The 14,735-nt window shown below is 35.9% G+C and carries 11 protein-coding genes and 4 tRNA genes; all 15 read right to left on the reverse strand.

The genetic code is table 11. The features are described from left to right. Positions 1-3: 3 nt before the first annotated feature. Complete coding sequence (rpoC, locus tag B0A75_RS08405; RefSeq protein WP_089053849.1) at positions 4-4,314, reverse strand: DNA-directed RNA polymerase subunit beta'; 4,311 nt, start codon at positions 4,312-4,314, stop codon at positions 4-6. 257 nt (positions 4,315-4,571) lie between these two features. Beyond that, complete coding sequence (gene rpoB / locus B0A75_RS08410; protein WP_089053850.1) at positions 4,572-8,384, reverse strand: DNA-directed RNA polymerase subunit beta; 3,813 nt, start codon at positions 8,382-8,384, stop codon at positions 4,572-4,574. A 266-nt stretch (positions 8,385-8,650) separates the two neighbouring features. After that, entirely contained in the window at positions 8,651-9,022 is a 372-nt protein-coding gene (rplL, locus tag B0A75_RS08415) for a 50S ribosomal protein L7/L12 (RefSeq protein ID WP_025572412.1), read from the reverse strand. Positions 9,023-9,113: 91 nt separating this feature from the next. Further along, positions 9,114-9,617, reverse strand: coding sequence for a 50S ribosomal protein L10 (rplJ, locus tag B0A75_RS08420; protein WP_041517376.1), 504 nt, complete (start codon positions 9,615-9,617; stop codon positions 9,114-9,116). 22 nt (positions 9,618-9,639) lie between these two features. After that, positions 9,640-10,329, reverse strand: a complete 690-nt coding sequence (rplA, locus tag B0A75_RS08425) for a 50S ribosomal protein L1 (protein ID WP_089053851.1) — start codon at positions 10,327-10,329, stop codon at positions 9,640-9,642. 13 nt (positions 10,330-10,342) lie between these two features. After that, a complete protein-coding gene (rplK, locus tag B0A75_RS08430; protein ID WP_007807442.1) occupies positions 10,343-10,780 on the reverse strand; it encodes a 50S ribosomal protein L11 in 438 nt (145 codons plus the stop codon). Between the two features lie 67 nt (positions 10,781-10,847). Next, a complete protein-coding gene (nusG, locus tag B0A75_RS08435; protein WP_089053852.1) occupies positions 10,848-11,399 on the reverse strand; it encodes a transcription termination/antitermination protein NusG in 552 nt (183 codons plus the stop codon). Positions 11,400-11,409: 10 nt separating this feature from the next. Beyond that, positions 11,410-11,607 carry a preprotein translocase subunit SecE gene (gene secE, locus B0A75_RS08440; RefSeq protein ID WP_008466927.1) on the reverse strand — a complete coding sequence of 66 codons (198 nt, stop codon included), beginning with the start codon at positions 11,605-11,607 and terminating at the stop codon, positions 11,410-11,412. A gap of 20 nt (positions 11,608-11,627) precedes the next feature. Continuing rightward, a tRNA-Trp gene (locus tag B0A75_RS08445) sits at positions 11,628-11,698 on the reverse strand. Between the two features lie 61 nt (positions 11,699-11,759). Further along, positions 11,760-12,947: an elongation factor Tu gene (gene tuf / locus B0A75_RS08450; RefSeq protein ID WP_089053853.1), complete on the reverse strand. Its 1,188-nt coding sequence runs from the start codon at positions 12,945-12,947 to the stop codon at positions 11,760-11,762. A gap of 55 nt (positions 12,948-13,002) precedes the next feature. Then, positions 13,003-13,074, reverse strand: a tRNA-Thr gene (locus B0A75_RS08455). A gap of 83 nt (positions 13,075-13,157) precedes the next feature. Next, positions 13,158-13,238, reverse strand: a tRNA-Tyr gene (locus B0A75_RS08460). Positions 13,239-13,300: 62 nt separating this feature from the next. Continuing rightward, positions 13,301-13,374, reverse strand: a tRNA-Thr gene (locus B0A75_RS08465). A 91-nt stretch (positions 13,375-13,465) separates the two neighbouring features. After that, the gene (gene hpf / locus B0A75_RS08470) at positions 13,466-13,768 is read right to left on the reverse strand and encodes a ribosome hibernation-promoting factor, HPF/YfiA family (protein WP_089054001.1); all 303 of its coding nucleotides are present in this window, start codon (positions 13,766-13,768) and stop codon (positions 13,466-13,468) included. A gap of 34 nt (positions 13,769-13,802) precedes the next feature. After that, the gene (locus tag B0A75_RS08475) at positions 13,803-14,696 is read right to left on the reverse strand and encodes a tyrosine-type recombinase/integrase (protein ID WP_089053854.1); all 894 of its coding nucleotides are present in this window, start codon (positions 14,694-14,696) and stop codon (positions 13,803-13,805) included. Between the last annotated feature and the right edge of the window lie 39 nt (positions 14,697-14,735).

A 14,735-nucleotide genomic window follows, 5' to 3' on the forward strand; every position in this document is an offset into this window, starting at 1 on the left:
TAATTAATAAATATATTCTTCTTTATTAGCCATCATTTCGTTGTAATCGTCTTTAGATCCTACAATAGTGTTATCGTATTCTCTCATACCAGTTCCCGCAGGAATTCTGTGTCCAACAATTACATTTTCTTTTAATCCTTCTAAGTCATCTACTTTACCAGCTACTGCAGCTTCGTTAAGTACTTTCGTTGTCTCCTGGAATGAAGCCGCAGAAATGAATGATTTAGTTTGTAGCGAAGCTCTTGTAATACCTTGTAAAACTGGCGTTGCAGTTGCAGTAATTACGTCTCTTGCTACAACAAGATTTTTATCATTTCGTTTCAATAATGAATTTTCATCACGTAATTCACGAGGAGAAATAATTTGACCTGGTTTCAATACGCTAGAATCTCCAGCATCTTCAACTACTTTCATACCGTACAATTTATCGTTTTGAACGATGAAATCTTTAGTGTGAATTAATTGATCTTCTAAGAATAAAGTATCACCTGGATCCTGAACTCTTACTTTACGCATCATTTGACGAATTACAACCTCAAAGTGCTTGTCATTAATTTTTACCCCTTGTAAACGGTAAACCTCTTGAATTTCATTTACCAAGTACTGTTGAACAGCAGCCGGCCCTTGAATTCTTAAGATATCATCTGGCGTAATTGCACCATCAGACAATGGAACTCCCGCTCTTACGAAGTCATTTTCTTGTACTAAGATTTGACTAGAAAGTTTAACTAAATACTTTTTAATCTCACCAAATTTAGACTCGATAACGATCTCACGGTTACCTCTTTTGATTTTTCCGAAAGAAACAACACCGTCAATTTCAGATACAACCGCTGGGTTTGAAGGGTTACGAGCTTCTAAAAGCTCAGTAATTCTTGGTAAACCTCCCGTGATATCGCCTGCTTTAGAAGAACGACGTGGGATTTTTACTAATACTTTACCTGCTTTAATCTTCTCACCATTTTCAACCATTAAGTGCGCACCTACTGGTAAGTTGTAAGAACGAATCAATTCACCTTCTTTACCGTAAACCAATAAAGTTGGGATTAATTTTTTGTTTCTAGCTTCAGAAATTACTTTTTCTTGGAAACCAGTCTGCTCATCGATCTCAACCATGAACGATTGTCCTTGCTCTAAATCTTCGTAAGCAATCTTACCAGTAAACTCAGAAACAATTACACCGTTATATGGATCCCATTTACAGATTACAGCTCCTTTACCAACACTTTCTCCGTCTTTTACAAAAATACTAGAACCGTAAGGAATATTATGTGTGTTTAAAACGATTCCAGTTTTCTCATCAACTAATTTTAATTCAGTTGAACGTGATACTACGATATCTACCGCATTACCTTCGCTGTCTTCACCTTTAACAGTTTTTAAATCTTCGATCTCAAGTCTACCAGCGAATCTTGTAACAATACTAGACTCTTCAGAGATACCTCCAGCAACCCCTCCAACGTGGAACGTACGAAGTGTCAACTGTGTACCTGGTTCTCCAATAGACTGAGCAGCAATAACTCCTACAGCTTCACCTCTTTGTGTCATTTTTCCAGTAGCTAAGTTTCTACCGTAACATTTAGCACAAATACCTTTTAAAGCCTCACAAGTTAATGGAGATCTAACTTCTACTTTTTCAATTGGAGAAGCTTCGATAGTTCTCATAATTGCTTCAGTAATTTGTTGACCAGATTGAACCATTACCTCATTAGTAAGTGGATTTATAACATCTTGCAATGCAACACGTCCTAAAATTCTCTCTCCTAATGATTCAACGATTTCCTCATTTTTCTTCAATGCAGCAACTTCAACACCTCTTAAAGTTCCACAATCTTCGATGTTAACAATAACATCTTGAGAAACGTCATGAAGTCTTCTTGTCAAGTAACCAGCATCGGCCGTTTTAAGAGCCGTATCCGCAAGACCTTTACGAGCACCGTGAGTAGAAATGAAGTACTCAAGGATCGAAAGACCTTCCTTAAAGTTAGAAAGAATCGGGTTTTCAATAATCTCACCACCACCAGCAGTAGATTTTTTAGGCTTAGCCATCAAACCACGCATACCAGTTAACTGACGAATCTGCTCCTTAGAACCCCTCGCCCCAGAGTCAAGCATCATATATACAGAGTTGAATCCTTGTTGGTCTTCTCTAATATTTTTCATTGCTAACTCTGTTAACTGAGCATTTGCTGAAGTCCATACGTCAATAACTTGGTTGTAACGCTCGTTATTTGTAATAAGACCCATGTTATAGTTAGTTGAGATACCTTCAACTTGCTCTCTAGCATCTGCAATTAACTTCGTTTTTTGTTCTGGGATTCTAATATCACCTAAAGAGAATGATAAACCTCCTCTAAATGCGAATTTATAACCCATATCTTTCATATTATCCAAGAAAGCTGCCGTTGTAGGTACATCAGTCACACTTAAAATGTGTCCGATAATATCTCTAAGGTTTTTCTTAGTCAATACATCATTGATATATCCAGCTGCTTCAGGTACTACTTCGTTAAATAATACACGTCCTGCAGTCGTTTGAATAATTTTGTACACTAATTCTCCAGCATCATTAAAATCTTTTGCTCTAATTTTTACACGAGCATTCAATTCTAATCTTCCTTCGTTTAATGCAATGTTTACTTCTTCAGCAGAATAGAAAGTTAAGTCTTGACCTAAAATTATGTGTTCTGGAGTCGAGATACGTTCTTTGGTCATATAATATAGACCCAAGACCATATCCTGAGAAGGTACAGTAATTGGAGCACCATTTGCAGGGTTCAAGATATTGTGAGAAGCCAACATTAATAATTGTGCCTCTAAAATAGCCTCTGGTCCTAATGGTAAGTGAACTGCCATCTGGTCACCATCAAAATCGGCATTGAAAGCCGTACACACTAATGGGTGTAACTGGATTGCTTTTCCTTCAATTAATTTTGGCTGGAAAGCCTGAATACCAAGTCTGTGCAAAGTAGGAGCACGGTTCAGTAATACTGGGTGTCCTTTAATTACGTTTTCTAAAATATCCCAAACTACCGGCTCTTTTTTGTCAATAATTTTCTTAGCAGATTTTACTGTTTTTACAATACCTCTTTCAATCAATTTACGGATAACGAAAGGTTTGTATAATTCAGAAGCCATATCTTTTGGCAATCCGCACTCGTATAATTTCAACTCTGGACCAACAACAATTACCGAACGAGCAGAATAATCCACACGTTTACCAAGTAAGTTTTGACGGAAACGTCCTTGCTTACCTTTTAATGAGTCAGATAATGATTTTAATGGTCTGTTAGATTCTGTTTTAACAGCAGAAGCTTTACGAGTGTTATCGAACAATGAATCTACAGATTCTTGTAACATACGTTTCTCGTTTCTTAAGATAACTTCTGGAGCTTTAATCTCCATTAATCTTTTCAAACGGTTGTTACGGATGATTACACGACGATATAAATCGTTCAAATCTGAAGTTGCAAAACGACCTCCATCAAGTGGCACAAGCGGACGTAATTCTGGTGGGATAACTGGAACCACTTTCATGATCATCCACTCAGGACGATTTTCGCGGTTTAAGTTAGACTCACGGAAAGACTCAACAACTTGTAATCTTTTTAAAGCTTCAGTTTTACGTTGTTTAGATGTTTCGTTATTAGCGCTGTGTCTTAATTCATAAGATAAAGCATCTAAGTCAATACGAGCTAATAAATCCATAATACATTCTGCTCCCATTTTGGCAACAAATTTATTTGGATCTAAATCATCTAAATATTGATTTTCTTGTGGAAGGGTATCTAAAATATTTAGGTATTCTTCTTCAGTTAAGAAATCTAGTCTTTGTAAAGATTCTCCATCTGCATTTTTAGCAATACCAGCTTGAATTACTACGTATCTTTCGTAGTAAATGATCATATCTAATTTCTTAGATGGAAGACCAAGGATATAACCAATTTTGTTTGGAAGAGAACGGAAGTACCAGATGTGAGCAATTGGCACAACAAGGTTGATGTGTCCTACTCTATCACGACGTACTTTTTTCTCAGTAACTTCAACACCACAACGGTCACAGATAATACCTTTGTAACGAATTCTTTTATATTTTCCACAAGCACACTCAAAATCCTTAACAGGTCCGAAGATTCTTTCGCAGAAAAGTCCGTCACGCTCTGGTTTGTGAGTTCTGTAGTTAATTGTTTCTGGTTTCAACACCTCTCCTCTTGATTCTTTCAAGATAGATTCTGGTGAAGCTAATCCAATTGAGATTTTATTAAATCTTTTAACTGGATTTTTATCCTTATTATTGTTTCTATTATTCATCATAGTTTTTACTATTGATTTATTTTGCAATTAAAAAATTGAATTTAGATTTATAATCTACTCTTAAAAAAACAAGAGTTAATCATTCAGCTACTACCTCGGGTTACTTCTCTAAACTTCAAAATTAATTTGAAGCGCTAGTTATAAAATGCCTTGCATGTTATAAAAAATCGGAACGGGTTACGGGTATAAATCTTTAAAAACTTTTATAAATGAGTAATCAGTCCCATTAAAAAATGAGACTGATTACAAAACTTTTATTATTCTTCTAAACGAATGTCTAGTCCAAGACCTTTTAATTCGTGCATCAATACATTGAATGATTCTGGCAAACCTGGTTCTGGCATAGACTCTCCCTTAACGATAGCTTCGTAAGTTTTAGCTCTACCAATAACGTCATCAGACTTAACAGTTAAGATTTCACGTAAAGTACTAGAAGCTCCATAAGCCTCAAGTGCCCAAACCTCCATCTCTCCAAAACGCTGACCTCCAAATTGAGCCTTACCTCCAAGTGGTTGCTGCGTAATTAATGAGTATGGTCCGATAGAACGTGCGTGCATCTTATCATCAACCATGTGTCCTAATTTAAGCATGTAAATTACACCCACAGTTGCTTTTTGTGCAAAACGTTCTCCAGTTCCACCATCATAAAGATATGTATGTCCGAAACGTGGTACATTAGCTTCATCAGTCAAAGCATTGATTTCGTCTAGAGAAGCACCGTCGAAAATTGGAGTAGCAAATTTTCTACCCAAGTTCATACCAGCCCATCCAAGAACAGTCTCATAAATCTGACCAATGTTCATACGTGAAGGTACCCCAAGTGGATTCAATACGATATCTACTGGTGTTCCATCTTCTAAGAAAGGCATATCTTCGTGACGAACGATTCTTGCAACAATACCTTTGTTACCGTGACGTCCTGCCATTTTATCACCCACTTTTAACTTACGTTTTTTAGCGATATAGATTTTAGCCAATTTCAAGATTCCAGATGGTAATTCATCTCCAACTGTAATAGTGAATTTTTCTCTTCTTAAAGATCCTTGTAAGTCGTTCAGCTTAATTTTATAGTTATGAATTAAATCATTAACCATTTTATTTGTAGCGTCATCAGCAACCCATTGACCTTTGCTTAAGTGAGCAAAATCTTCTACTGCGTAAAGCATTTTTTGAGTATATTTTTTACCTTTTGGTAAAACTTCTTCACCCAAATCATTCATTACACCTTGAGATGTTTTTCCGTTAACGATCAGGAATAATTTCTCAACTAATCTGTCTTTTAATTCAACAAATTTAGTTTCGAATTCCATTTCTAAAGCGCCTAAAGCATCTTTATCCTGAGTACGTTTACGTTTATCTTTTACGGCTCTTGCAAATAATTTTTTGTCAAGAACTACACCATGTAAAGATGGAGAAGCTTTTAATGAAGCATCTTTTACATCACCTGCTTTATCTCCGAAGATTGCACGAAGCAATTTTTCCTCTGGAGTAGGATCTGATTCTCCTTTTGGTGTAATTTTTCCGATCAAAATGTCGCCAGGCTTAACCTCTGCTCCAATTCTAATCATACCGTTTTCATCTAAATCTTTAGTAGCTTCTTCAGAAACGTTAGGAATATCGTTTGTTAACTCTTCATTTCCTAACTTAGTATCTCTAACCTCTAATGAATAATCATCAACGTGGATAGAAGTAAAAATATCATCACGAACTACTTTCTCAGAAATTACAATCGCATCCTCGAAGTTGTACCCTTTCCATGGCATGAACGCAACTTTTAAGTTTCTACCTAAAGCTAATTCTCCATTTTGAGTAGCATATCCTTCAGACAATACTTGTCCAGGAATAACTCTGTCACCTTTTCTTACGATTGGCTTCAAGTTAATACTTGTACCTTGATTGGTTTTTCTAAATTTAATAAGGTTGTACGTTTTCTCATCAGCATCAAAACTAACCATTCTCTCGTCTTCTGTACGATCGTATTTAATAGTAATGATGTTAGCATCAACATACTCAACAGTACCATGCCCTTCAGCATTGATTAATACTCTTGAATCTGAAGCTACCTGACGCTCTAAACCTGTACCAACGATTGGTGCTTCAGGACGGATCAAAGGAACTGCCTGACGCATCATGTTTGATCCCATCAACGCACGGTTCGCATCATCATGCTCCAAGAAAGGAATCAAAGATGCAGAAATCGATGCAATCTGGTTAGGAGCAACGTCTGTATAATGAACTACTGATGGCTCAACAACCGGGAAGTCACCTTCCTCACGAGCAATAACATTGCTAGCTGTAATTTTACCAGAAGCATCCATTTCAATGTTTGCCTGAGCAATCATTTTACCTTCTTCTTCTTCAGCACTTAAGTAAATTGGAGTACTTTCTAAATCAACTACACCATTAGTTACTTTACGGTATGGAGTTTCAATGAATCCCATTCCGTTTACTTTTGCATAAACACCTAGAGATGAAATCAAACCAATGTTTGGTCCCTCAGGAGTTTCAATCGGACATAAACGACCATAATGCGTATAGTGAACGTCACGAACCTCGAAACCAGCTCTCTCTCTCGAAAGTCCACCTGGTCCAAGTGCAGAAAGTCTTCTTTTGTGTGTAATCTCAGCTAATGGATTCGTTTGATCCATAAATTGAGATAACTGGTTAGTACCAAAGAAAGAGTTGATAACTGATGATAATGTTTTAGCATTAATCAAATCAATTGGTGTAAACACCTCGTTATCTCTAACGTTCATTCTCTCACGAATAGTTCTAGCCATACGTGCTAAACCAACACCGAATTGTTGAGACAATTGTTCTCCAACTGTTCTAACACGACGGTTTGATAAGTGATCAATATCATCAATCTCTGCTTTAGAGTTGATCAACTCGATCAAATATTTTACGATTGTAATGATATCCTCTTTAGTAAGCACTTGCTTATCCATAGGGATATCTAAATCTAATTTTTTGTTCATTCTGTAACGACCAACTTCACCTAAGTTATAACGTTGATCAGAGAAGAACAATTTATCTATGATACCACGAGCAGTTTCCTCATCAGGCGGTTCAGCGTTACGCAACTGACGGTAAATGTGCTCTACAGCTTCTTTTTCAGAGTTTGTTGGATCTTTTTGTAACGTGTTGTGGATAATAGCATAATCTGCTTGGTTGTTATCCTCTTTGTGTAACAAAATAGATTTTACGTTAGAATCGATGATCTCTTCAACATTATCTTTGTCGATAATTGTATCACGATCAAGGATGATTTCGTTACGCTCGATAGAAACCACCTCTCCAGTATCTTCATCCACGAAATCCTCGTGCCATGTGTTCAATACACGAGCAGCAAGTCTTCTTCCAATATATTTCTTAATACCAGTTTTAGAAACTTTAATTTCTTCAGCTAAGTCGAAAATTTCAAGGATATCCTTATCTCTTTCGAAACCGATAGCACGGAATAAAGTTGTTACAGGTAATTTTTTCTTTCTATCGATATAAGCATACATTACGCTGTTGATATCTGTAGAAAATTCTATCCAAGATCCTTTAAAAGGAATTACTCTCGCAGAATAAAGTTTAGTTCCATTTGCGTGGAATGACTGTCCAAAGAAAACCCCAGGAGAACGGTGTAATTGTGATACTACAACACGCTCGGCACCATTAATTACAAAAGTACCACTTGGAGTCATGTAAGGTATTGTTCCAAGATAAACATCTTGTACAATTGTTTCAAAATCTTCGTGTTCTGGATCTGTACAGTATAGTTTTAACCTTGCTTTTAAAGGCACACTATAAGTAAGACCTCTCTCTATACATTCTTGAATTGTATAACGTGGTGGGTCAACAAAATAATCCAGGAATTCCAATACAAAGTTGTTTCTTGTATCTGTAATTGGGAAGTTTTCCATGAAGGTGTTGTATAACCCTTCGTTGCCTCTTTCGTCAGATTTCGTTTCTAATTGAAAGAAATCTTTAAAAGATTTAACCTGAACATCCAAGAAATCCGGATAGTCAGGGATATTTTTTGTAGAGGCAAAATTCAATCTTTCAGTCTGATTTGTTATCATCAATGGACAAAATTTTGATTAAAAAAAAGTAATTTTTTTGTGTAAAAACACACTGCGTAGTTTATACTTTCTTTTTAAAACCAATACATCTTTAAAAATAAACAGATAAAATCAGTTCAATTTTTTTTCTTCGTATTGATCAAAAACTTTTTCGTATTTTAAACTAATTTGATAATAAAATTTAATGTATTTTATTATACGAAAAATGGTTTAGGCCTTTGAGTGTTAACTCAGGACCTAAACCTAGTTCTTAAAACCGTGTTGAATTATTTAAGCTCAACTACAGCTCCAGCTTCTTCTAATGATTTTTTAAGACCTTCAGCCTCTTCTTTAGAAACACCTTCTTTAACAGTACTTGGAGCACCATCAACTACATCTTTAGCTTCTTTAAGACCTAAACCAGTTAATTCTTTAACTAATTTTACAACTGCTAATTTAGAAGCACCAGCTTCTTTTAATACAACTGTAAATTCAGTTTGAGCTTCTTCAGCAGCACCTTCTCCACCACCAGCAGCAACTACTACAGCTGCAGCAGCAGGCTCGATACCATACTCGTCTTTTAATATTGTTGCTAATTCGTTAACTTCTTTAACTGTTAAGTTAACTAATTGTTCTGCGAATTGTTTCAAATCTGCCATTTTTTCTATCGTTTAAAATGATTTGTAAAATATAATTTATTTATTGTGCGCTAATTAAGCAACAAGGAATTTGATCTCCTTGTATCGATTATTATGCCTCTGCTTCTTCTTCGCTTCCTGCGAATTTGTTTTGTAAAGCAGAAATAATTCTTTGTGCTGGTGACTGCAATAATCCAATAAGTTCTCCAAGAAGTTCTTCTTTAGATTTAATAGTTGCTAATGCATCTAATTGATCATCTCCAATATAAACCTCAGAATTAATATAAGCTCCTTTTAATACAGGTTTAGCTGATTTTTTTCTGAAATCTTTAATTATTTTTCCAGGTGCATTTGCAACATCTGAAATAAATATAGCACTATTACCAGTCAATACTGAAGGTAAATCTCCATAGTCATTAGCAGAAGCTTCCATTGCTTTTGCAAGCAAAGTGTTTTTTACAACTTCTAATTTAATACCTGCTTTAAAACAAGCTCTTCTCAAGTTTGAAGTAGTTTCTGCGTTTAACCCAGAAATATCAGATACATAAATAATATTTGTACCAGCTAACTGTGCAGTTAAATCTTCAATCGCGATTGATTTTTCTTCTCTAGTCATACTAAAAATTATTAACTACCAATTATACTGCTTTAGGGTCCAATGCAATTGCAGGACTCATAGTGCTTGTAAGGTGAATACCTTTAATGTAGGTACCTTTAGCAGCAGTTGGCTTAAGTTTGATTAATGTTTGAATAATTTCGTGTGCATTGTCATAAATTTGCTCAGCTCCAAAAGAAACTTTACCAATTCCTGCATGTACGATACCAGTTTTATCAACTTTAAAGTCAATTTTACCAGCTTTAACCTCTTGAACAGCTTTTGCAACATCCATAGTTACAGTACCTGTTTTAGGGTTTGGCATTAAACCTCTAGGTCCTAAAATACGACCTAATGGACCTAATTTACCCATAACAGCTGGCATAGTGATGATTACATCAACATCTGTCCAACCATCTTTAATTTTTTGTAAGTAATCATCAAGACCTACATAATCAGCTCCAGCTTCTTTAGCCTCAGCTTCTTTATCTGGAGTAACTAATGCTAATACTTTAACATCTTTACCTGTTCCATGAGGTAATGTAACTACACCTCTAACCATTTGATTCGCTTTTCTTGGATCTACACCCAAACGAACTGCGATATCAACAGACTCATCAAATTTTGCAGAAGCAATAACTTTAATTAATGCAGCTGCATCTTTTAAAGTATATAGCTTGTTCTTTTCAATTTTTGAAGCAGCCTCTTTTTGCTTTTTTGTTAATTTTGCCATTTCTTTCTCTTAATTAAAAAGGAGCATCTCCTGATACAGTTATACCCATAGATCTAGCAGTTCCAGCGATCATGCTCATTGCAGATTCGATTGTGAATGCATTTAAATCTACCATTTTATCTTCAGCGATTGCTTTGATAACATCCCAAGTAACACTTGCTACTTTTTTACGATTTGGTTCACCTGATCCAGACTTTAGCTTTGCAGCTTCCAATAATTGGACAGCAGCTGGAGGAGTTTTTACAACAAAATCAAATGATTTGTCTTTATACACAGTAATTTGTACTGGGCATATTTTGCCAGGTTTATCTTGTGTTCTAGCATTGAACTGCTTACAGAACTCCATGATATTAACCCCAGCAGCTCCTAAAGCAGGTCCAACCGGTGGCGACGGATTCGCAGCACCTCCCTTAACTTGTAGTTTAACTACCTTACTAATTTCTTTAGCCATTTTTTAAAAAATTTAACACTATAATCATTGGAAGCGATTATAGTGGTTATTATAGATGTAACAAAAATTATACTTTTTCAACTTGCATAAAACTTAACTCTAATGGTGTTTTTCTTCCGAAAATCTTAACCATAACCTCAAGTTTACGCTTCTCTTCATTAATTTTTTCAACCGTTCCGTTGAATCCGTTAAATGGACCATCAATCACCTTAACAGTTTCTCCTAAGTTGAAAGGAATAGCACGAGTATCTGTATTAACAGCCAGCTCATCAACTTTACCTAACATTCTATTTACTTCAGAAAGTCTTAAAGGAACAGGTTCCCCGCCTTTAATCTCACCTAAAAATCCAATAACACTAGTAATTGACTTAATAATATGAGGGATTTCACCAACTAAATTAGCTTCAATCATAACATATCCAGGAAAGTAAACTTTATCCTTAGATGATTTTTTCCCATCTTTTACAGTAACTACTTTTTCAGTAGGAACTAAAACCTGAGAAACATAATCCTCCATACCTAATCTCGCAATCTCAGTCTCGATGTAAGCTTTCACTTTATTCTCTTGACCACTAACCGCTCTAACTACGTACCATTTTTTCACATTATTATCTGCCATCACAAAAAAATTATCCTTTTAACCAGTTAAAAAATCCAGCCAAAGCTTTTGCAAAAAATTCGTCTACTCCCCATGTTGCCAAAGCAAATAGAATCGAAAATACAGCCACGACAATTGTCAATTTTTGAACCTCAGCCCAAGCAGGCCAAGTAACATTTGACTTTAACTCTTCGAAAGCCTCTGATAAATAATTAGTAACTTTTGTCATTTGATATGTTTTTTTTATTGCACGGGCGGAGGGATTCGAACCCCCATCAACGGTTTTGGAGACCGCTATTCTACCCTTGAACTACGCCCGTAATTAAAGCCAGTGACTTCAGTTAAGAAAATCAACTGGCTTTTTTATAATTTTTATAGAAATTACTCTACAATTTCAGTAACCTGTCCAGCACCAACTGTTCTACCACCTTCACGGATAGCAAAACGTAAACCTACGTTCATTGCGATTGGGCTTAATAAAGCAACATTAATAGTTAAGTTATCTCCTGGCATTACCATCTCTACTCCTTCTGGTAAAGTAATAACTCCTGTTACGTCAGTTGTACGTACGTAGAACTGTGGACGGTAGTTATTATGGAATGGAGTATGACGTCCACCTTCTTCTTTTTTCAAGATATAAACCTCAGCTTTGAAAGTAGAGTGTGGTTTTACTGATCCTGGCTTAATGATAACCATTCCTCTTTTGATAGATTCTTTATCAATACCTCTTAATAATAAACCTACGTTATCTCCAGCTTCACCTCTATCAAGGATTTTACGGAACATCTCAACTCCTGTAATAGTAGAAGTTAATTTATCAGCTCCCATACCAATGATTTCAACAGCATCACCTGTATTAGCAATACCAGTTTCGATACGACCTGTAGCAACAGTTCCACGACCTGTAATTGTAAATACGTCTTCAACCGGCATCAAGAATGGTTTTGCTACGTCACGCACTGGCTCTTCGATCCAAGCGTCAACAGCATCCATTAATTCAATGATTTTTGGTACCCAAGCAGGATCATTATTCAATCCTCCTAAAGCAGAACCTTGAACTACAGGACCATTATCTCCATCATATTCGTAGAAAGATAATAAATCTCTAATTTCCATTTCAACAAGCTCTAACAACTCAGCATCATCAACCATATCCACTTTGTTCATGAAAACAACGATTCTTGGAATACCAACCTGACGTCCTAAAAGGATGTGCTCACGAGTTTGTGGCATTGGACCATCTGTAGCAGCAACTACTAAGATAGCACCGTCCATTTGAGCAGCACCAGTAACCATGTTCTTTACGTAATCCGCGTGACCAGGACAGTCAACGTGAGCGTAGTGACGGTTAGCAGTTTCATACTCTACGTGTGATGTATTAATAGTAATACCTCTTTCTTTCTCCTCTGGAGCGTTATCGATTTGATCAAACGATTTTGCTTGACAGTAACCAGCATCTGACAATACTTTTGTAATTGCAGCAGTTAATGTAGTTTTTCCGTGATCTACGTGTCCAATTGTACCTATGTTTAAGTGCGGTTTGGAACGATTAAAATTCTCCTTTGCCATTTTACTTAATTTTTAATCTTAGTTATATATTAATTTTCAATTTCCTACTTACTTGAGCCAATGTCGGGATTTGAACCCGAGACCTCTTCCTTACCAAGGAAGCACTCTACCCCTGAGCTACACCGGCAGAGAGTTCCGATTTTAGATTCTTGAATTTAGATTTCAGACTTTTAAAAATCTAAAACCCAAAATCTCACCTTCTTTTTTTTGTGGGGAGAGCAGGATTCGAACCTGCGAAGTTCACACAGCAGATTTACAGTCTGCCCTCGTTGGCCGCTTGAGTATCTCCCCTAATTTTAAAATTTCAATCTTTTAAAAGAACTTGTTTCAAATCGCATTTGAAACTTTTTTTGAGCCGATAGAGGGACTCGAACCCACGACCTGCTGATTACAAATCAGCTGCTCTAGCCAGCTGAGCTACATCGGCGAATACATTAAAAAAGTCCGCTATTTCTAACGGACTGCAAATGTAGCTATTTTATCTTTTAATCAAAACATTTTTTTAAAAAAAATTTCAATTATATATGTGCTCTTATTTTTTCTTTCCTTTTCACAAGCAATCGCTCTAACGATTCTGCTGAATTTTCAACAGCCTCCTCAAAGGACTTACATTGCTTTTTTACCAAAAAATCATCTCCCGGAACATTAATCTTAATCTCTACTGCCTTATTCTCTTTATCACTCGTTCTTTCAACCTTTAAAAAAACATCCGCCGAAACAACTCGATCATAATACTTCTCCAGCTTATCCATTCTTTCTTGAATAAAATCAACTAATTTTCTGTCAACAGTAAAGTTAACTGCATGAACATCTACCTTCATAATACTAATTTTAGGGTTAAACATTTCAGAATCATTATTTATTTCTAGGATGCGCATCACCATACACTTTTTTAAGCTCCGCTAAACTATTATGAGTATAAACCTGAGTCGATGCCAAGCTCGAATGCCCTAACAATTCCTTAACTGAATTTAAATCCGCTCCGTTATTTAATAAGTGAGTCGCAAAAGTATGCCGAAGCACATGCGGACTCTTTTTTACTTTTTCAGAGACCCTACTAAAGTAAGAATTTATTAATCGATACACAAAAGATTCACTCAATTTTAACCCTTTTTTCGAAATAAAAAAATATTCTGAATCCTGAATTTCCTCAAGTAGAATTCTTTCTTTTAAATACAAACTAACCTGACTCGCAACAACAGGCAGAAGCGGAATAACCCGCTCTTTATTTCTTTTCCCTAGAACCTTAATAACATTGGAGGATAAATCAACATTTCTCAACATCAACCCAATCAACTCTGCACGTCGAATACCCGTTGTATAAAAAAGCTCCACAACAAGCCTATCCCTCACTCCTTCAAACTCCTTTACAAAATCACCTTCACACACCAAATCCCCCATCTCTTTTTCAGAAAACGGAATTTGCACAACTTTTGGCGTTTTTAGCGCCTTATGCTTCAACATCGGACTAACCTCTATTTGCTTTATTTTTAAAAGAAATTTATAAAACGCTTTCAGAGAAGCCATTTTGCGATTTACAGACACATTTGAAATTCCCTGATCTACCAAAGAAACAATCCAACTTCTAATTTGACTATAATTAACACCATCCACCCCCTCTTGCCCAAACCGCACTTTATTAAATTCTTCAAAACAAACCAAATCATCTAAATAAGCACTGACAGTATGTGGGGAATATTTTTTCTCCAACTGCAAATAATCACAAAAAGCTTCTTTATTAGACTGCATAAGATTTTTTTTCGACTTACCCAGTTACAGACAAATCAT

Origin of the sequence: Flavobacterium oncorhynchi, from assembly GCF_002217355.1 — a bacterium.
Lineage (GTDB): Bacteria > Bacteroidota > Bacteroidia > Flavobacteriales > Flavobacteriaceae > Flavobacterium > Flavobacterium oncorhynchi.